An 18,134-nucleotide genomic window follows, 5' to 3' on the forward strand; every position below is an offset into this window, starting at 1 on the left:
CGGAGCGGGGGAAGTCTTTCCTCTCAGGGAGAGCCAAGCCGTAAAGTTTGGCACTAAAGCATTAGGCGCAATGAGAAAGTTTCCGGCAGTGCTCTTGCCTCTCCCTTTGGGAGAGGTGGCACGGCGTAAGCCGTGACGGAGAGGGCGAACCCGCCAAAAAGCTGCTTACTATAATAAGAGGCACAAAACCACAACAGAAAGGAAACCATGCCATGTCGTTCCATGCAAAAGAGTTCGCGGGCAGCCACTGCGGCTGCCGTTACCAGCAGGATTACCGCCCCACCTTGGGTCGAGACGGCAAAAAGGAATCCGGCACGCTGGAGGTCATCAAGTTCTACTACGATGGCGCCATCCGCTTTGAGCAGCACTGCTACGGCGAGGCTGCCACCTTTGTGTTCGGCGTGTGGGCGTCCGGCATGGATGAGGACGGCACGCTGCACTGGGTGCTGCCGGACCGCCGCAAGAGCTACTACGACGAAAGCTACCTGCCCAAAAAGCTGGATAAGGTGGACGAAGCCGGAAACTTGTACTTTGACGGCGGGGTGTTCCCGTGGAAGCTGGCGGACGACTTTGCCGAGGATAAGCGCTGGGGCTACCCCAAGTGGAAGGTGGTGCTGGGCAAGCTGACCGGAAAAGGAAGATAATGGTTTTTCCCGGCTTTCGGAGTGCAGAAAACTGCTTTTGAACCGGGAAGTTCCAGTATTCCTATTGACATACTAGGGAATGATATGGTATAACTTATCCGTTGAAAGGATTCCGCGCGTGCGTGCGGGGGTGCCGCCCTGTGGCACACGCATTCAATGAGAAAGGGTCATTCTTATGGAAAACACAGAAAAAGTGGTTTATGTAGATAATGCTGCCACCACAGCCTGTGCACCGGAGGTACTGGAGGTAATGGTGCAGGCGCTCAGCGGTGCCTGCGGCAACCCCAGCAGCCATTACAGCATCGGCTACGAGGCAAAGGAATTTGTGGATACCGGCCGCGCACAGGTGGCAAAGGCCATCAATGCTACCCCCGCCGAGATCTTCTTCACCGGCTGCGGCTCCGAGGCCGACAACTGGGCGGTGAAGGGCACTGCCTTTACCAAGGCACGCCAGAATAAAAAGCACCTCATCACCAGTGCTTTCGAGCACCACGCTATCATGCACAGCATGGCTGCACTGGAGCGCATGGGCTTTGAGGTGACCTATATCCGTCCCACCTCCGAGGGCTACATCCGCCCCGAGGATGTGGAGGCTGCCATCCGTCCCGACACCGCACTGGTCAGCATCATGATGGCCAACAACGAGATCGGCACCATCCAGCCCATCAAGGAGATCGCCGAGATCGCCCACAAGCATGGCGTGTGGATGCACACCGATGCCGTGCAGGCTGTGGGTGCCATCCCTGTGGACGTGAAGGAGCTGGGCGTGGATATGCTGTCCATGAGCGCCCACAAGTTCAACGGCCCCAAGGGCGTGGGCGTGCTGTACTGCCGCAAGGGCGTATGGCCCCAGAACCTGATCGACGGCGGCAGTCAGGAAGCCCGCCACCGCGCCGGTACCGAGAACGTTGCCGGTATCGCCGGCATGGGCAAGGCACTGGAAATGGCTACCACGCATCTGGAAGAGCGCATGGCACATGAACAGGAGCTGCGGGATTATGTCATCGACCGCATCCTGAAGAACATCCCGGAGGCACGCCTGAACGGCGGCCGCGCACCCCGTCTGCCCGGCAATGTGAACATCAGCTTCCCGGGGCTGGAGGGCGAGACCATTCTGCTGGATCTGGATATGCACGGCATCTGCGCTTCTACCGGCTCTGCCTGCAACTCCGACAGTCTGGACCCCAGCCATGTGCTGCTGAGCATCGGTCTGCCGGAGGAGATCGGCCACGGTTCCATGCGGTTCACCTTTGGCCCGCAGAACACCATGGAAGAAGCAAAATATCTGTGTGACGTGCTGGAGGAGGTCATTCCCCGCCGCCGCGCTATGAGTTGTATGTGGCTGCAGGGTCAGAACAAGGCCCGCCAGTTCAGCCTGAAGGGAGAACAGTAATTATGGCAAGTATGTATAGTGCCAAGGTCATGGAGCATTTCGCAAATCCGCACAACGTAGGTGAGCTGCCCGACGCAAACGGCGTGGGCGAAGTGGGCAATCCCAAGTGCGGCGACATCATGCGCATGTACCTGAAGATCGAGAACAATGTGATCGTGGACGTCAAGTTCCTCACCTTTGGCTGCGGCGCAGCCATTGCCACCAGCAGCATGGCCACCGACCTGATCAAGGGCAAGACCGTGGACGAGGCGCTGAAGCTGACTAACAAGGCCGTTGTGGAGGCTCTGGAGGGTCTGCCCCCGGTCAAGGTGCACTGCTCTGTTCTGGCCGAGCAGGCTGTCAAGGCTGCTCTGTCCGACTACTACCGCCGTCAGGGCATCGACCCGGAGCCCATCGTGGGCAAGCTGGAAGAGGATTGCGAGCACTGCGAGAGCTGCGGCCACTGATCCTGACAATATCCTAAGCAAAAAAGAGGACACCGCTGCGCGCGGTGTCCTTTTTTGCGCCCCCACTTGTGAGAAAAGGGGTTCAGAAACGCCCGCAGGCGTTTCTGAACCCCAAAAAATCAAATCGTTTTCCGCGCCTTACACCCCGCCATGGCGGCGCTGCTCGGCGGCAAGCTCCTGCTGCAAAGCGGCCTTGCGGTGATCCAGCAGCAGGTCCTTGTTGTACTTGAAGTACCGCTCGCAGCCGTTCTCGGTGAGGAACTGGTGGGAGACGGGGTTCACCGTAAGCTCGGTGACGAACACCACCATCTCCTGACTTTCCGCAAAGGCCTGCTCCATAAAGTCGAAGGCGGCTTCCAGCGCAGCGGCGGCGGTCTTTTGCGTAGTCTCGCGCTGATCTGCCAGTGCACGGAACTGACCGCGCAGCAGGTCGAAGGCCTCCTGCGTGCCGGCGGCGTTGGCGCGGCGCAGCTCCCCTTCCCACTGGTGCAGCGCGGCCTGCACCTGCAGGCGGTTGGTCAGCTCTGCCTTGCCCAGCAGCCCGGCATCGCGCTTTTGCTGGGTCTCCGTCTCGTAGTCCTTGATCTGCTGGCTGAACAGCTCTGCGGAGCCGTCCGGGATATCCTCCGGCAGGGTAGCCAGCGCCTTTTTGGTCTCCCGCAAAAAGGCGTAGCAGGCATCGGCCACGGCGTCCGCCTGCAAGGAGGCGGCAAAGCGGGTGTCCAGCCCCGCCAGCAGCAGGCTGACAAGGCTGAGCCGCTCGTCAAAGGGAGCCTGCAGCAGCCGTGCGAACACGGCGGGCTTTGCCTGCCCGGCAAGAATTTCCTCCACGCCGTAGTCGTCCCGGTACTTGTAGTACAGATCCAGATAGGCCGAAAAGTCCTCGGCGATCTTGGGGTGCTGGATATACTCCCGGATCAGCTCCTCGTCCGCCTGCAAGCCCAGTGCCTCGTAGGTATCCAGCAGGTTGGAAAGATCCTCCCAGCCGCGGGCGGTGACGAACTGGGTGCCGTCCACGTCCGCATTGATCTGGTAAAAGTTCTGGGGATGCAGCTCCAGATAACTCAGGATGGCACTGTGGATGTGCGCAGCGCGGGCGTAGTCCTTCCACACCGGCAGGTCAGGCTCGATGTCCATGCGGCGCACGCGGTCAAGGGTGACGATGTCAAAATCCCGGACGGATTTGTTGTACTCCGGCGGGTTACCTGCCGCCACGATGACCCAGCCCGCAGGCACAGCCTGATTGCCAAAGGTCTTGCACTGCAAAAATTGCAGCATGGTGGGCGCCAGCGTCTCGGACACGCAGTTGATCTCGTCGATGAACAGAATACCCTCCGAAAGGCCTGTGGCCTCCATTTTAGCGTAGATGCTGGCGATGATCTCGCTCATGGTGTACTCGGTCACCGATACGTCCTTATCGCCGTAGTGGCGCTGCCGGATAAAGGGCAGACCCACGGCGCTCTGGCGGGTGTGGTGGGTGATGGTGTAGGCCACCAGCGCCACCCCGCACTCCCGGGCCACCTGCTCCATCACCTGCGTTTTGCCAATGCCCGGAGGACCCATCAGCAGGATGGGGCGCTGCCGGATGGCGGGAATGGCGTATTCGCCCAGCGCATCCTTGGCAAGGTAGGCTTTTACGGTATGCTCGATCTCTTCTTTGGCACGTTTGATGTTCATAATGGTTCCCCCTCTTGTCAGGAGTTGTTCAGCTCGCGGTACAGGTCGTCCTCCTCAGCCAGAGCGTCCGCAAGGGCGCTGGCCGGACGGGCTGCCGCGCCGGTAAATTCTTCTTCGTCCAGTACCACCTTCATCGCCCACGGCGGCACGTTGGCATCATCGAACCGCTCCCCCAAAAACAGAAAGGCGGTATCGTAGCCGGGACGCCGCGCCGGGTAGGTGCCCATGCCGTCGGTGAAGTACAGCAGGCCGCGCAGGTTCGAAAACTTCTTTTCGGCGCAGAGCTGGTTTACATATTCAAAGGCCGGGCGGAAGTCCGTTCCGCCGCCGCCCCGCAGTTCAAAGTGGTTCATGGCGTGGATGAGTTCGTCCTCGTTGCGGATGAGGATATCCTGCCGCACGGCGTTGTCAGCCTGAATCAGGTGCAAATTCATGCGGTGGAAAAAGTTCTCCCGCCCTTTCAGCAGGGTGTAGGTCTCGGCCAGAAAGGCGCGCACCAGCTCGCCGGAGGTGGAGTAGCTGGTATCAATGACCAATGCCAGTTCCTCGATCTTTTTGCTCTCCCGGCTTTCCAGCGGCTCGATGAGGGGCAGGTTGCCGTACACCGAAAGGCCGTAGGTATAAAAGTTCAGATCAAACTCGTCCGGGTCCAGCTTGACCTCCTCGCGCAGGACGCAGAACCGGCGCAGAAAGTCCTTGTAGCTGCGGCGGCTGCGGTTGGCGGCTTTGACCTGCTGCTTCAAGGCATCGGTGCCCTCGCCTGCCTCCTTGTCCCGCAGGTTCAGCTCGGTCTGCATCCGTTCCCCGATCTTCTGCCACGTTTTCTGCGGCAGAGGGGTGGGCAACTGCTGGGGCTGCTCCGGGGCATCCTTCGGCCACAGGCGGTGGTCATCGGTGAAAAACTCCCGCTCCAGCTGCCGCAGCACGCCGGGCGTCTGCCGGGTGAGCCAGCGGTACACCGGCGCTGCTGCCACTACCTTTTCCTCGGCGGTGATCTGCCGGTAGGCGTTCTGCCGCACATAGGTCAGTGGGCGCATCACGCTTTTGCGCTGTAAGCTGTCGATGACGTTTTCCACCGCGATATCGCACGCAAGGCTCCACAGCTGCGGCTCGCGGCGGCCTTTCAGCCACAAATGCCGGAATACGCAGTGGAATATGGTGTGCAGATACAACCGGTTGAGATATTTCGGGTTCTCCTGATAAAGCTGCAACAGGCGCTGCGGCTGGTAATACAGGGTCTGTCCGTCCGTAGCCAGCACCCGGCAGCGCTCGTCCGGGGCGGGGGTCAGGGCGCTGAGTGCCATATCCAGAAACCGGAAGTCCAGATACAGCCCGCTGCGCACCACCGCCAGCACCTCACCGCCCATGCGCGCCTGCCACTCCTCGTGGGTCTCCGGCCGCTGGGACTGGAAGGGCTTGCGGGGGTCGAAAAATTTTTCCTTTGGCAACGTGTGGTCACCTCTCAAAAATCAAAATCGTACCGCTGCTTTTTGGGCTGGGGAGCATATTTTTTGTGCTCCGCATCTGCCAGCAGGGCGGCAGCGGCGGCGTTCTCTGCCTTGGCGGCAAGGGCGGCGGCGGACGCAAAAGCGTCTTTATCCAGCACGTCCAACGCCAGCAGGGCGCGGATGCTGTCGGTGTCCTGCGCCTTTAAAAGGCGGGCGAACACCCGGTCGGTGTTGGCTGCCAGAAACGCCCGGTAGTGTCCGGCGGCAGCTTCGGTCAGCTGCCACGGGTACCGCAGACGGGCAAAGCAGAGCATGGCCATAATGGCGGCGTCATCGGCATCGTGCCCCTGCGGGAAGATAGCGTCATATTCTGCGGGGAGGAATTTATTGTCGAGAAAACACTGCCGGTAATGATATCCCTGCCCGGAAAAGGTGTGCAGCAGGATGTGGGCGGGGGTCTCCTCGATATCCTCCCAGTAGGCGGGGTACCACAGCGCCGCCAGCGGCGCGGGGGCATCGGCGGGCCAGAACTGCGCCTGCACGGCCTCGGTGATGTTGTTCACCAGCGCAAACAGCCCGGTGGGCTGCTCCGGTGCGGCCTGCACCCGCAGGGTCTCCAGCGCAAAGCAGTTCAAAAACACATCGCTGCCAACGGTCAGGCTGCTGCTGCCCACCGTGAGCAGACGCAGGCTGCGGCAGTTGTAAAAGGCGCAGCTGCCAATGACCTGTACACTGTCCGGCAGGGTGACTTCCTCTAAAAAGCTGCCGCACACCGGGTGCAGTTCTGCTTCCTCCGCTGTCGGGGCATCGAGGTCAAAATCGTACCGGCGGGCGGGCTTTTGCCCCACCGCCTGCCCGAATGCCCGGGTCAGCCGCACCGTGCCGTCCGCGCCTACTGCGTAGCGGCAGAGGGCATCTGCCACAGGCAGACTGCGGGGCTTTTCCGAGAAGCAGTAGTCGCCCAGCTCGGTCAGGGCAAAGCTGCCGCCCGCCGGGGCGGGCAGAGTGCCCGGCAGCACCACGCAGGGCGCTGTGCCGTACACCCGCACCAGCCGTGCTGCATCTGCCGAAAGGGGCAGGAGATCCAATATCAGTTCGTTTGCCTGTTCCACCATGCTGCGACCTCGTTTTTTCTGCATTCATTCAGCTTTCAGTATACCGCGAACAGGGGGTGGTTGTCCAGTGCAGAGAACGATTTGAACGGTTCTGTGCAAATAGGCCGCGGTGCCCGGCAGCGCTGCCGGTGCTTCCCTTTTGTTGCCGCCCTGTTCAAGTCCGCTGTTCTGCCGGTGCTGCTGAAAGAAAATTGCCATATAAAGCAAAAAAGACAGCTATCAAAAGCTGTCTTTTCTGTGGTGCGGATAAGAGGACTTGAACCTCCACCGAGTTGCCCCGATTAGAACCTGAATCTAACGCGTCTGCCAATTCCGCCATATCCGCATATTCTGTTTTGTTCCTGCACCGCAGCGCCGGGAACGATAGTTATTATACCAGATACAAGAGAAATGTCAAGGCTTAATTTCAAAATTATTCGACAAAATTTTACGGCAAAGTTGGTGCACTCTGGATAGCGGCTGTGGGGCGCTTTTTAGGGCAGATTATGGTACAATAAACGAAAGGCAACACCGCACAATTCCCGCCTGACGGCTTAAGCACCGTTCCGGCGGCTGCGGCACGGCATCTGCGCTGCCAAAATGCTCGATAATACAAAAAGTATTATCTGCGCTTTTGGCTTAGCATCTGCCGCACCTCGCGCGCCGTATCGGCACTTAGAATTATGTGGTATTGCCTATACGTCCGGGCACAACCCGGCGATTACGGAAAAACGAGGGAAAACGATGCTGAATGTGATTATTTTTCTGGTGGGTGCACTGATCATGTTTTACATGGCGCTGCGCAGCGTGCGGGCGCGGCAGCAGCTGCGCACCAAGGGCGTCTGCGTGCAGGCCACGGTAAGCGGCACGGTGCAGAGCCGGGACGGCGCTGCCTATGTGCTGGAGTTTACCACCGCAGGCGGCAGCCACCGGCTGCAATATCCCAAGCCCGCCAAGGGCAAGCCCTTTGCCGAGGGCAGCGTGGTCACCCTGTACTACGACCCCGATGCCCCGGAGAAGATGTTCGTGGAGGGCGACAAGTCCGTGCTGGGTGCTGAGCTGCTGTACGTCGGCATCGGCGTGGCGCTGCTGGTGCTGATGTTCGGTATCATGAACCGCTGAGAAGGAGGGACACCGCATGAAACTGGAACATTTCGGCATGGCTGAGCCGGGGGACTGCCGACTGGTATTCACGGCAAGTGCAGAGGAGCTGGCCGCTGCGCTGGCAAAGGAGCAGGCCACCCCGGATGCCCCGCAGGACGAGGAAGAGCTGCTGACGGCAGCGGTGAACCGCACCATTCTGGAGGGCTTTGACCCTCTTTACCGACAGCTGGTGCAGGAGCAGCAGCTTGTACCGGTGACCGACCCGGATTTTGAGCTGCTGGCGGTCAACAGGGCCGAGGGCTTCCGGGCAGGAGCGCAGTTCTACACCCTGCCGCCGCTGGAGCTGGGACGGGATACCGGCTTTGTGCAGGCCATCGAGCCGCACCCGCTGCGCCGGTTGACCATTGAATTGGAGATCAACCGCAACTACGGCGATGAAGAGCGCGCCGCCGATGCCGCAGGCAAGGCCGCGCTGCGCGACCGGGTGACCCGGGAACTCTACGCAAAGCGCTGCGCACAGGCCAAAGACCGTGCCGAGAAGGAGCTGGTCTGGCAGCTGGGCGACGAGGTGACCGGCCCGGTGCCCAAACGGCTGGAAGCGGGCAACTACTTTGCCGAGCAGCGGCAGTTCAATCTGGGTTTGCAGGCGAACGGGGTCAACTTTGACCAGTTTTTGGCCGTGCGCGGGCAGACGGTGGAGCAGTTTCGGCAGTGGCTGCATCGGCAGGCAGAGCGCAAGCTGCGCAGCTGGCTGGGGCTTTTGCTGGTGGCTGAGCGGGAGGGCTTACAGCCCACCGAAGCCGAGGTGAACGCCGCCCTTGCGCACTGGAACGAGAAGCTGGACGGGGAGCGCACCTTTCCCGCGAACGATGCCCGCAAGGTGCGACAGCGCCTTGCCCGGGCAAAGGCAACGGCCTTTGTGGTAGCGCATTCCACCCTCACCCCGCCGCCGTCCGAGCCCCTTGTGCAGGAACCGGAAGCAAAATAATACGACCTACACCATGGCGGGCAGTCTGCGGGCTGTCCGTCATGGCTTTTTTCTGCAAAAAAAGAGACAGCAGTGCGCCCGCAGGTGCTCCGCTGTCCCGAACAGTATCGCTTTATTCCAGATGATGCTTCTGGCAGAACCTTTTGCTTACCCAGTACATCCCGCCCCACAGCAGGACTGCGAGCACAAGGTAGACCGGGTTCTTCAGGGAGCTGACCAGTGACTGCCCAAAGACGGCCATCATGGCGACCATCAAGCCTTTGCCCAAAAGAACAGTGCGCAGGTAGCGCTTTTCGTCAAAGTCCGACATCCCGAAGGCAAAGTGCATGAAGGAGGTGGGGGTGAAGGGCAGCAGCGACAGCATGAACAGGGACGAGGTATCGAAGCGGTTCACCCACTGCTGTGCCTTTTCCAGCTTGGGAGAGCGGCTGGCTACCTTCCAGAAAAAGCGCTTGATGAGCCGCCGCCAGAACAAAAACATGATGGTGCCGCCCAGCGCCACGCCTGCCCAGCTGTACAAAAAGCCCAGCAGACCGCCGTGTGCGGCTACGTTCAGTGCCACAATGGCGATGAGCGGCAGCGGCGGAAAAAAGGACTCCACCATCGCCAGCAGAATGGGCACAAGGGGGCCAAGCCCCTCAAAGCCCGCCAGCAGTGCCTCCCAGTATTCCAGTGTTCCAAGCTGGTGTATCCAGCCCATCAGTGTGGTTTGCATCCTGTGTCCGATCCCTTTCCGTGCAGCCGGTGCCGGGGCGTTCCCGGGCAGGCTGTATCATGCTTAGTATATCCATTCTCTATGACAGAGCCGTGAACAGAGTGTGCATTTTTCGACACGCTTCAGGCTCTGCTACCAATACTACGAGATGAAAAGGGATTTTCCTTCATTTACTTTTCCGCGGCCTGCTTTTCGGCCTTGGCGCGCATCCGCTCCAGCTGGGCGGTGCGCAGCTTTTCCCAGCGGGCAAGGCTTTCGGCGTCCGGCATCTGGGCACAGCGGGCAAAGCTCCAGTGCAGACCGTCCCGGCGGGACAGCTTGTACCGCTGGAACACGCCCTGCCCGGCGGCGTTGCCGCTGCCGGTGCAGCTGGGGCACTGACATAGTGTATACCAGCTGTTGCTGCCCTTTTTCAGCCAAATCTCATCCGGCTGCAGGGTGGTGCCGCACTCCGGGCAGGGCATCTGGCTGATCTTGGGGTCAACCCGCCATGCGTACTGCTCCACATAGCCGTGGAACACCGTAAAATCCCGGTAGTCACCGGGGGTCTGGCACAAGCTCTGGCGCAGCGCCTCGTCCTCGGTGGGGTAGGCGGCAAGCCCGGCGCGCAGATCCAGCAGACGGCAGACATCGGCGGTGTACAGCGTGTCCGAAAGTGCATCGTGGAAGGGGCGCTCCATGGGGATGCCCATGCGGGTAACTACACTTTCCAGCGTCATGCCCTCGCCCTCCTTGCGGGGATGCTCCCGCAGAAAGACCTGCTGCAGATCGTACCACACGGTGGGCTTGGATTCGTCCAGATTGCACAGGAACAGGTTCTGCTTGAGTACCGGCACATCGTCCAGACCCCACTCGGCAAACTCGGCATCCGGGCCGCACCACTGCATAAAACGGCGCAGTCCCTGCACGATGGGCTCGCCCTTGTCCAGATCTGCCTGCGTCAGGCCGGTCACCTTGGCGATATGGTGCTGCAATTTGCGGAAGATGCGGGGACGCAGATGGATGGAAAAGGTGTCCAGCACATTGGCGTCCTCGTCGATCTTTACAGCGCCGATCTCCACGATCTCGCCCCGCAGGGTCTGCTGCACCCCATGGTAGTTAAAGGTATACGGCTGGTAGCCGATGTTCCATTCCAGATCAAATAAAACCAAGTTACGCGGCATTGCTTTGTTAGTCCTCTCGTAAAATAAACTTCTCCACGGCCTCGGCCACGCCGTCGTGGTTGTTGTCGGCGGTGGTCACATAGTCGGCGCAGTCCTTTACCGGCTGCTCGGCGTTCTGCATGGCGACGCCCACCCCGGCGTAGGCGATCATGGAGCGGTCATTCAGGCCATCGCCGCAGGCCATCAGGTTCTCGCGGGTCAGCCCCATGCGGTTCAGAAGCTCCGCCAGACTACCGTCCTTCGCAACGCCCAGCGGCACCGCCTCGATAAAGAAGGGGCTGGAGGGGTACAGGTCGGCGCGGCCCGCAAACTGCTGCTGCCCGGCGGCACACACCGCGTCCCGGCGGGCGGGGTCCAGCGTGATAAGCATCTTGCACACGGGGTAGTTCACATAGGATGCCAGATCGTCCACATGGATCATGGGCAGCTTGGTGGTAAAGCACTCCTTGTTGGCCCACTCGTCCTTGTCTCGCTCGCAGACGATGCCCTCGCGGTTATAGGTCAGGATGGCAATATCCTGCGCGGCGGCAAAGGCGCACAGCTCGGGCACAAGGGCGGGGTCCAGCGTCTTTTCCACCAGCGTCTCGCCGGTGCGGCAGTCCACGATCTTGCCGCCGTTGTAGGACAGGATGCAGCCGCCCTTTTTGTCCAGACCCAGCTCCTCAGCCAGCGGCTGGATGCCGGCGGTGGGCCGACCGGACGCCAGCACGATGGTGACGCCTTTTTCAATGGCGGCATCCAGCGCGGCGCGGGTGCGCGGGGTGACGAGCTTCTGGTCGTTGGTCAGAGTGCCATCCAGATCCAGCGCCAGCACTTTGATATCAAACATATTTAAAAGATCCTCTCATTATAGAAGTATATCTCAGCTTGCTCTCTCTATTGTACAATGAAAAGCCCCCTGCTTGCAACCCTTGCGGGGCGGTTCGGCCAAAAAGTCACGAAAATCAACGTTTGAAGTTTGCCCCGGAGCAAAAGCCTTCACCCCTTGGGGGAAGGTAGCGCGTAGCGCCGGATGAGGAGTAACTACGGCAACAGCGCCCTCATCAGTCACCTGCGGTGACAGCTGTTCCCCTCTTTGTCACCTTCGGTGACATTTCTCCCCGGCGCGGGGAGAATCTGTCCCTTCCGGGGGAAGCCTTTAGAGGAAAATTGATTTCTGTGGCAAAAAGTGACCCTTCGGCGGGCGTTACAGGCAGATTTTACCTGCTTTGCCCGGATTTTACACCCCCGCCCTTCCGCACGCCAAAGGTTTACCTAAGTGTTACACGGGGCTGGTTTCGCCGCTGCGGGCGGTGTGCTACAATACAGGTGTTCCCACAAGAAATAGTAGAACCGCCCCAAGCCGGGCTGAAAAAAGAGAGGATATCTGTTATGAAAAATGCGAAAATTTCCCGCCGCAGCTTCCTGAAGGCCGGTGCCGTTGCATCGGCAGTGGGCATGCTGTCGGCTGCCCCCGTAGCCGCTCACGCCGCCGAGGCCGATGCTTCTGCCGCTGCAGACGAAGAGAACGGTCTGCTGGACGTATTCAAAAAGCCCAAGTATGTTTTCCTGTTCATCGGTGACGGCATGGGCACTGCCCAGATCCAGTCCGCACGCTTCTACAAGGGCACCGTGGACAACAACGGCGCTGTGACCGAGGCTGACCTGAGCTTTACCAGCTTCCCGCAGGTGGGCAGCGTGACTACCTACGACAGCACCTCCTTCTGCCCGGACTCCGCTTCCACCGCCACCTCCATCGCCACCGGCCACAAGACCGAGAGCGGTGTCATCAATATGTGCCCGTGGACCCGCGATGTGCCCTACGAGACCATCGCCGAAAAGCTGCACGCCCAGAAGGGCTATAAGGTGGGCGTCATCTCCACCGTGAACATCGACCACGCTACCCCTGCTGCTTTCTATGCCCACCAAAAAACCCGCAAGAACTACTATCAGATCGGCGTGGAGCTGGCAAACTCCGACTTTGAATACTTCGCCGGCGGCGAATTCCAGAAGGTGAACGGCGACGGCACCGGCCCCGACAACCACACCGTGGCTGCCAACGCAGGCTACAATGTGGTCACCACGCAGGCCGGTGCAGCTGCCCTGACCGCCGGTGCAGGCAAGACCCTGATCATCGCCGAGAACCTAGGCGACGGTAAGTCCATGAATTACGCTATGGACGCTGCCAACGGCGAGTGGCAGCTGACCGATTACGTCAAGAAGGGCATCGAACTGCTGAACAACAAGAAGGGCTTCTTCCTGATGACCGAGTCCGGCAAAATCGACTGGGCCTGCCACGCCAACGATGCCGCTGCCTCCATCCATGATGTGCTGGAGATGAGCAACGCAGTGCAGGCTGCTGTGGACTTCTACAACGAGCACCCCAATGAGACTTTGATCCTCGTCACCGCCGACCACGAGACCGGCGGCATGGCCATCGGCTACAAGACCACCAACTACGACACCTTCCTGACCAATCTGGCACACCAGAAGATGTCCTATGCAAAGTTCGATTCCACCTATGTGCAGGGCTACATTGCCAACAAGACCCCCTTTGAGACTGCCATGCAGGATGTGAAGAGCGTCTTTGGCCTGACCCTGCCCACCGACCCCGCTGCCGCCAGCGCAGGCAAACTACTGCTGACCGACTACGAGGTGGAGAACCTGCGCAAGGCCTACGAGCGCACCCTGCAGGTGGGTTCCTCCAGCCAGAGCAAGATGAGCCAGCAGGATTACGAGCTGTACGGTACCTACATCCCCTTCAGCATGGCTGTCTGCCATGCCATCAACCATAAGTCCGGCATGGACCACACCACCTACGCCCACACCGGTGCCATGGTCAACGTGTACGCCATGGGTGTCGGCGCCGAGAAGTTCGGCGGCGTGTACGACAACACTGAGATCTACCACAAGCTGGCTGAGCTGACCAAGGTTCAGTAAGTAATATATCTTGATTTTCCCACTCCACTTTTCCACAACCAAGCCGCAAAATGTGCAAAAACCTCCCTGCCGCAAGCGCAAAGACTGCGCCCGGCAGGGAGGGTTTTGTTGTAATGCGAAGAAAAACGTGTTACAATGGGTCTGCCGCTGCAAAGCGGTGAAAAGGTGCTGTGTCGAAAACGCAGGCGGCTGCTCTTACCGACAGGAGTTTGTTCCACGGAGACCCATGGAATGAACGGAATGCCGAGGGGCAGGCTTATTTTGAAGTCATCCCCTTACTTGTAGCATTACGAGGAAGGGGGGAGTTGCATGACCTTGTCGGAAGTGATGCTGTTGCTGACTTTGTTAGCGACAGTGGCAGCGTTGATCGTTGATGTAGTAAACACTACATTTGACATCGCGTGGAAAATCTCTCATGACAAATCGAACGATGACAACAAGAAAAGCAAGTAACCGCCACACGCTTCCCCAAGCTAACGGTCACTTGCTTTCTTTACTCTTAGGAACAAGCGATCGCCGGTAACGGGTAGCCGTTTGCCGACCAGCGCCTTTTCTACTTCTATTATAGCGCATCTGCGCCAATTGTCAATGCTGAATGCTTCAGGCCTTCATTTCGGGAAAGCCCTCCAGCTTGGAGGTGCAGTGGGGGCAGCGCACAGCCTTGATGGAGATCTCACTCTGGCAGTAGGGGCACACCTTGGTGGTGGGCTCCTCCGGCTCGGCGGGCTCTTCGGGCTTTTTGTGCAGGGAGTTGACAAACTTGATCACAACGAACAGCACAAAGGCAACGATGAGGAAGTTAATGATGGAGTTGACGAACTCGCCGATCTTGATGCTGGAGCCGCCCAGACCGATGACCACATCGGAAAAATCCGCCTTGAAGAACAGGCCGATCAGCGGGTTGATGATATCCTCCACCAGCGCGGTGACAATGGCAGTGAAGGCACCGCCGATGACAACGCCCACTGCCATGTCCAGCACGTTGCCGCGCATGGCAAACGCCTTGAACTCTTCAAGGAACTTTTTGATGCCGCTTTTTTTCTCTTCCATAGATAAACCGCTCCTTCTTGTCCCCTTTTTTTACCGAAAGGGGTTATTTATTTTTATAATAGCGTATTGCGCGGCGATTTGCAAGAGTAAAGCAGCCCATTTCATGGAAAATAAAAAGTAGCTTCTGTTGTGAAAAAACGCTCCCGGAAAGTCTGCGGACTTTCCGGGAGCGTCCTATTTAAAAGTAGTTTTCCGCTGATTTATGCTGCGGGCTGCTCTGCCGCTTGTTCGGCGGGCTGCTCGGCTGCGGGCTGGGGGTCAGCGGTCACCGTAATGGTGCGGCTGATGCTGCCGCAGGAGTAGTTGCCCCCTGCCTTGGCAGTCTGGATGTAGGTACCGGGCTCGGTGGGCACACCGCTCATTTTGCTGCTGAACCACAGGAAGGTCTTTTTCTTGTAGGTGTAGCTCACCTTGCCGTTTTCAGCCACCTGTCCGTCCGAAATGACCTTGGCGGTCAGGTCGGCGTTTTGCAGCTGGGAGATGGTCATGCTGGACGGGGCATCGGCTGCCCAGCTCAGGCTGACGTTTTCCGTCTTAGGCTTGATTTTGAACATGGCAAAGCCGGCGGCATTGATATCGCTGCTTTCCAGCGCGATGGCACCGGCAAAGTACTTGCCGCTGTCCTTGGGCTGCTCGTCCAGATAGATGCGGCTCAGCGCGCCCTCGGGCAGATACTTACGGATCAGGCTCAGTGCCAGCTTCATGCCGTTGGAAACGTTCTTCACGGTGGTCAGGTAGCTGGCCGGGATAAAGAAGCTGACGGTGTCCATTACCGACACTACCTCGTCCGCCACCCGCAGCAGTACGCTGACGTCGTTGCCGTCGATCAGCTGCTTGAGGTAGCTGTATACGTTGAATTCCTCGGTCTGATCCGGGGTCTGGGACATCTTTTTGGGCAGGGGGATCAGCTTGAGCAGGGTGCGCAGCTTATCCGAGATCATCAGGGTCACATAGCCGTAGGCTTCGCCGCTGGTGCCCAGCACCACAGCGATATACTGGGTGTTTTCAGGCCGGGTCTCCACCTCCAGCTTATAATCGGAACCATAGACAAGGTTGCCGGTCGCCCGGATGCGGATGCTGACGATATCATTTTCATCCTCTGCCGCGCTCAGCGCTGCGGCATCGGGCAGCTCCTCGCTGACAACAGCGGTGCTTTCCGGCTGCTGCGCTGCCGCCGAGGCGGGCATTGCCAGCACACCAAGCATCATGCTGACCGCAAGCAGCAGCGAGATCCATCGTTTGGCCTTCATACGAAAACCTCCTTTATTGTTTGGCATCATACCCACATTTTACCGCAAAATAATCCTAGGGTCAATAACGGGATTCAAGCCGGGGGCCTCACTCTCCGATATAGGTAAAGCGGGGCTGGGTAACGCCATCCCGGGTCACAGTCTCCAGCCACATGGCGGCGGGGCGCACCCACAGCCCGCCCTCGCCGTACAGGGCGCGGTACACCACCATTTCCTCCTCGGTCTCGCTGTGGCGTGCTACGCCCAGCACCTGATATTCGTTGCCTTTAAAGTGGCGGTAGCGCCCGGGGCGCACCGGATATTGCAGTTCCTTCATAACGGCTCCCTTCTCTTTCTTCAAAAAAGGGCTGCTGCGCCGGGCGGGTGCAGCAGCCCACAAACCTTATTATATTAAAGCGTGCTGTCCGTTCCATCGCCGGGGGTCTGCTCGGCAGAGTACAACAGCATCAGGTGGTTGGCCGAGGTTTCCAGCTGGCTCTTGGCCTGCCGCAGGGCGGCTTCCTCGGTCTCGTTCATCTTTTCGGGCTTATCCTTGCGCAGGCAGTGGCGCAGGTTGGCAAGGTCGGCCTTCACGCGGGACTTTTCGTCCTTGTCCAGCTCCTTTTTGCACTTAGAAAGTGCTTCGTCCACCTTATAAGCCAGCACCTCGGCCTGATTGTGCAGCTCCAGACGCTCCTTGCGGCGGCTGTCCTCGGCCTCGTAGGCGGCGGCGTCTGCCATGGCGCGCTGGATCTCGTTTTCGGAAAGGTTGGTGCTGCCGGTGATGGTGATGTTCTGCTCCCGCCCGGTGGCAAGGTCCTTGGCAGATACCTTCACCACGCCGTTCACGTCGATATCAAAGGTGACCTCGATCTGGGGCTTAGACGAAAAGCTTGCCCGGATGCCGTTCAGCTTGAACTTGCCCAAAGACTTGTTGTCCCGCGCAAAGTGGCGCTCGCCCTGCAAAACGTTGATCTCCACGCTGGTCTGCATGGGACGGGCGGTGGTAAAGATCTGGCTCTTGCGGGTGGGGATCATGCTGTTGCGGGTGATCAGCGGGGTGGCGACCCCGCCCAGCGTCTCGATGGACAAAGTCAGCGGGGTCACATCCATCAGCACCAATCCCTGCGCTGCCGCGCCGGTGGCACCCGCCAGCTTGCCGCCGCCCTGCAGCAGTGCACCCTGCACCGCTGCGCCCATGGCAACGCACTCGTCCGGGTTCAGACTGTGGCTGGGCTCCTTGCCCAGCAGCTCCCGCACCTGCCGCTCCACGGCGGGCATCCGGGTGCTGCCGCCCACCAGCAGCACCTTGCCCAGCTGGCTGGCAGAGATGCCGGCATCCCGCAAAGCGTTCTGCACCGGGGTCACGGTGCGGGACAGCAGATCGCCGGTCATCATCTCGAACTGCGGGCGGGACAGGGCGATATCCAAGTGGTGGGGTCCATCCTTGCCCACCGTGATAAAGGGCAGGTTCAGCTGGGCGGAGAGCGCACTGGAAAGCTCCTTCTTGGCCTTTTCCGCTTCCTCCTTCAGCCGTCCCATGGCGGCGGGGTCGCGGGTCAGGTCGATGCGGTCAGACTTTTTGAACTCTGCCACCGCGTACTCCACGATGCGCTGGTCAAAATCATCGCCGCCCAGATGGGTGTCGCCGCCGGTGGCAAGCACCGTAAAGGTGCCGTCCTCGATCTCGATGATGGACACGTCAAAGGTGCCGCCGCCAAGGTCGTAGACCAGGATCTTCTGTGCGGCTTCGTTGTCCAAGCCGTAGGCCACAGCGGCGGCGGTAGGCTCGTTGATGATGCGCAGCACGTTCAGCCCCGCAATGCGGCCTGCATCCTGCGTGGCCTTGCGCTGGCTGTCGTCAAAATAGGCGGGCACGGTGATGACAGCCTCGGTGACGGGCTCGCCCAGATAGCTTTCGGCGTCTCGGCGGATCTTGGCAAGAATCATGGCGCTGATCTCCTGCGGGGCAAGGTCCTTGCCGTCAATGTGCGCCCGGTAGTCTGAGCCCATGTACCGCTTGATGCTGGAGATCGTGCGCCCGGAGTTTGTGGCGATCTGGCGCTTGGCTGCACCGCCCACCAGACGCTCACCGTCCTTGGTAAAGGCCACCACGCTGGGGGTGGTGCGCTCGCCCTCTGCATTGGTGATGACCACGGGCTTGCCGCCCTCTACTACTGCTACACAGGAATTGGTCGTACCCAGATCAATGCCGATCACTTTGCTCATACTGTTTCCTCTATTTCTTGTCCGCCGTGTCTGCG

Annotated in this window: 16 protein-coding genes and 1 tRNA gene; 6 read left to right on the plus strand and 11 right to left on the minus strand. The window is 59.6% G+C overall.

The annotated features are described in order from the left end of the window. The first annotated feature begins 212 nt into the window (after positions 1–212). The 3 genes from ACXPUX_RS01075 (at position 213) to nifU (ending at position 2,483) form a co-directional block, all read left to right on the plus strand. Positions 213–644, plus strand: coding sequence for a hypothetical protein (locus tag ACXPUX_RS01075; protein ID WP_458829377.1), 432 nt, complete (start codon positions 213–215; stop codon positions 642–644). A 175-nt stretch (positions 645–819) separates the two neighbouring features. Further along, positions 820–2,037: a cysteine desulfurase family protein gene (locus ACXPUX_RS01080; protein ID WP_458829379.1), complete on the plus strand. Its 1,218-nt coding sequence runs from the start codon at positions 820–822 to the stop codon at positions 2,035–2,037. Between the two features lie 2 nt (positions 2,038–2,039). After that, positions 2,040–2,483: a Fe-S cluster assembly scaffold protein NifU gene (gene nifU / locus ACXPUX_RS01085; protein WP_005922938.1), complete on the plus strand. Its 444-nt coding sequence runs from the start codon at positions 2,040–2,042 to the stop codon at positions 2,481–2,483. A gap of 138 nt (positions 2,484–2,621) precedes the next feature. On the opposite strand, the gene ACXPUX_RS01090 is transcribed toward nifU, so the two are convergent. The 4 genes from ACXPUX_RS01090 to ACXPUX_RS01105 all read right to left on the minus strand — a co-directional run bounded on the left by ACXPUX_RS01090 (position 2,622) and on the right by ACXPUX_RS01105 (position 7,048). Then, positions 2,622–4,160, minus strand: a complete 1,539-nt coding sequence (locus tag ACXPUX_RS01090) for an AAA family ATPase (RefSeq protein ID WP_458829381.1) — start codon at positions 4,158–4,160, stop codon at positions 2,622–2,624. 17 nt (positions 4,161–4,177) lie between these two features. Then, positions 4,178–5,608: a vWA domain-containing protein gene (locus tag ACXPUX_RS01095; RefSeq protein WP_458829383.1), complete on the minus strand. Its 1,431-nt coding sequence runs from the start codon at positions 5,606–5,608 to the stop codon at positions 4,178–4,180. A 14-nt stretch (positions 5,609–5,622) separates the two neighbouring features. Continuing rightward, a complete protein-coding gene (locus tag ACXPUX_RS01100) occupies positions 5,623–6,723 on the minus strand; it encodes a leucine-rich repeat protein (protein ID WP_458829385.1) in 1,101 nt (366 codons plus the stop codon). Positions 6,724–6,961: 238 nt separating this feature from the next. Next, a tRNA-Leu gene (locus ACXPUX_RS01105) sits at positions 6,962–7,048 on the minus strand. A gap of 398 nt (positions 7,049–7,446) precedes the next feature. Between ACXPUX_RS01105 and ACXPUX_RS01110 the strand changes: the two genes are divergently transcribed. Both ACXPUX_RS01110 and ACXPUX_RS01115 read left to right on the plus strand, forming a co-directional pair. Further along, a complete protein-coding gene (locus ACXPUX_RS01110; RefSeq protein ID WP_458829387.1) occupies positions 7,447–7,824 on the plus strand; it encodes a DUF3592 domain-containing protein in 378 nt (125 codons plus the stop codon). A gap of 16 nt (positions 7,825–7,840) precedes the next feature. After that, a complete protein-coding gene (locus ACXPUX_RS01115; RefSeq protein WP_458829389.1) occupies positions 7,841–8,794 on the plus strand; it encodes a SurA N-terminal domain-containing protein in 954 nt (317 codons plus the stop codon). 112 nt (positions 8,795–8,906) lie between these two features. Here the strand turns inward: ACXPUX_RS01115 and ACXPUX_RS01120 are convergent, their stop codons facing one another. The 3 genes from ACXPUX_RS01120 to ACXPUX_RS01130 form a co-directional block, all read right to left on the minus strand. Beyond that, entirely contained in the window at positions 8,907–9,509 is a 603-nt protein-coding gene (locus tag ACXPUX_RS01120) for a TVP38/TMEM64 family protein (protein ID WP_458829391.1), read from the minus strand. A 170-nt stretch (positions 9,510–9,679) separates the two neighbouring features. Beyond that, on the minus strand, positions 9,680–10,672 hold the full coding sequence (locus ACXPUX_RS01125; RefSeq protein ID WP_458829393.1) for a 3'-5' exonuclease: 993 nt from the start codon (positions 10,670–10,672) through the stop codon (positions 9,680–9,682). A 7-nt stretch (positions 10,673–10,679) separates the two neighbouring features. Next, positions 10,680–11,501: a Cof-type HAD-IIB family hydrolase gene (locus ACXPUX_RS01130; protein WP_458829395.1), complete on the minus strand. Its 822-nt coding sequence runs from the start codon at positions 11,499–11,501 to the stop codon at positions 10,680–10,682. A 542-nt stretch (positions 11,502–12,043) separates the two neighbouring features. Here ACXPUX_RS01130 and ACXPUX_RS01135 point away from each other — a divergent pair. Next, on the plus strand, positions 12,044–13,591 hold the full coding sequence (locus ACXPUX_RS01135) for an alkaline phosphatase (protein WP_458829397.1): 1,548 nt from the start codon (positions 12,044–12,046) through the stop codon (positions 13,589–13,591). A 600-nt stretch (positions 13,592–14,191) separates the two neighbouring features. On the opposite strand, the gene mscL is transcribed toward ACXPUX_RS01135, so the two are convergent. The 4 genes from mscL to dnaK form a co-directional block, all read right to left on the minus strand. Next, positions 14,192–14,641, minus strand: coding sequence for a large conductance mechanosensitive channel protein MscL (gene mscL / locus ACXPUX_RS01140; RefSeq protein ID WP_270192541.1), 450 nt, complete (start codon positions 14,639–14,641; stop codon positions 14,192–14,194). Between the two features lie 200 nt (positions 14,642–14,841). Then, positions 14,842–15,891, minus strand: a complete 1,050-nt coding sequence (locus tag ACXPUX_RS01145) for a hypothetical protein (RefSeq protein WP_458829399.1) — start codon at positions 15,889–15,891, stop codon at positions 14,842–14,844. A gap of 88 nt (positions 15,892–15,979) precedes the next feature. Further along, complete coding sequence (locus ACXPUX_RS01150) at positions 15,980–16,207, minus strand: DUF1653 domain-containing protein (protein ID WP_044960207.1); 228 nt, start codon at positions 16,205–16,207, stop codon at positions 15,980–15,982. 74 nt (positions 16,208–16,281) lie between these two features. Next, the gene (gene dnaK, locus ACXPUX_RS01155; protein ID WP_458829401.1) at positions 16,282–18,099 is read right to left on the minus strand and encodes a molecular chaperone DnaK; all 1,818 of its coding nucleotides are present in this window, start codon (positions 18,097–18,099) and stop codon (positions 16,282–16,284) included. Between the last annotated feature and the right edge of the window lie 35 nt (positions 18,100–18,134).

The sequence above is a fragment of the Faecalibacterium sp. PGM34 genome (genome assembly GCF_054456555.1).

Coding starts and splice junctions, on each gene's coding strand:
- dnaK (WP_458829401.1), bottom strand. CDS start 18,099: ATGAGCAAAGTGATCGGCATTGATCTGGGTACGACCAATTCCTGTGTA.
- ACXPUX_RS01110 (WP_458829387.1), top strand. CDS start 7,447: ATGCTGAATGTGATTATTTTTCTGGTGGGTGCACTGATCATGTTTTAC.
- ACXPUX_RS01120 (WP_458829391.1), bottom strand. CDS start 9,509: ATGCAAACCACACTGATGGGCTGGATACACCAGCTTGGAACACTGGAA.
- ACXPUX_RS01080 (WP_458829379.1), top strand. CDS start 820: ATGGAAAACACAGAAAAAGTGGTTTATGTAGATAATGCTGCCACCACA.
- ACXPUX_RS01100 (WP_458829385.1), bottom strand. CDS start 6,723: ATGGTGGAACAGGCAAACGAACTGATATTGGATCTCCTGCCCCTTTCG.
- ACXPUX_RS01135 (WP_458829397.1), top strand. CDS start 12,044: ATGAAAAATGCGAAAATTTCCCGCCGCAGCTTCCTGAAGGCCGGTGCC.
- mscL (WP_270192541.1), bottom strand. CDS start 14,641: ATGGAAGAGAAAAAAAGCGGCATCAAAAAGTTCCTTGAAGAGTTCAAG.
- ACXPUX_RS01130 (WP_458829395.1), bottom strand. CDS start 11,501: ATGTTTGATATCAAAGTGCTGGCGCTGGATCTGGATGGCACTCTGACC.
- nifU (WP_005922938.1), top strand. CDS start 2,040: ATGGCAAGTATGTATAGTGCCAAGGTCATGGAGCATTTCGCAAATCCG.
- ACXPUX_RS01125 (WP_458829393.1), bottom strand. CDS start 10,672: ATGCCGCGTAACTTGGTTTTATTTGATCTGGAATGGAACATCGGCTAC.
- ACXPUX_RS01075 (WP_458829377.1), top strand. CDS start 213: ATGTCGTTCCATGCAAAAGAGTTCGCGGGCAGCCACTGCGGCTGCCGT.
- ACXPUX_RS01145 (WP_458829399.1), bottom strand. CDS start 15,891: ATGAAGGCCAAACGATGGATCTCGCTGCTGCTTGCGGTCAGCATGATG.
- ACXPUX_RS01115 (WP_458829389.1), top strand. CDS start 7,841: ATGAAACTGGAACATTTCGGCATGGCTGAGCCGGGGGACTGCCGACTG.
- ACXPUX_RS01150 (WP_044960207.1), bottom strand. CDS start 16,207: ATGAAGGAACTGCAATATCCGGTGCGCCCCGGGCGCTACCGCCACTTT.
- ACXPUX_RS01090 (WP_458829381.1), bottom strand. CDS start 4,160: ATGAACATCAAACGTGCCAAAGAAGAGATCGAGCATACCGTAAAAGCC.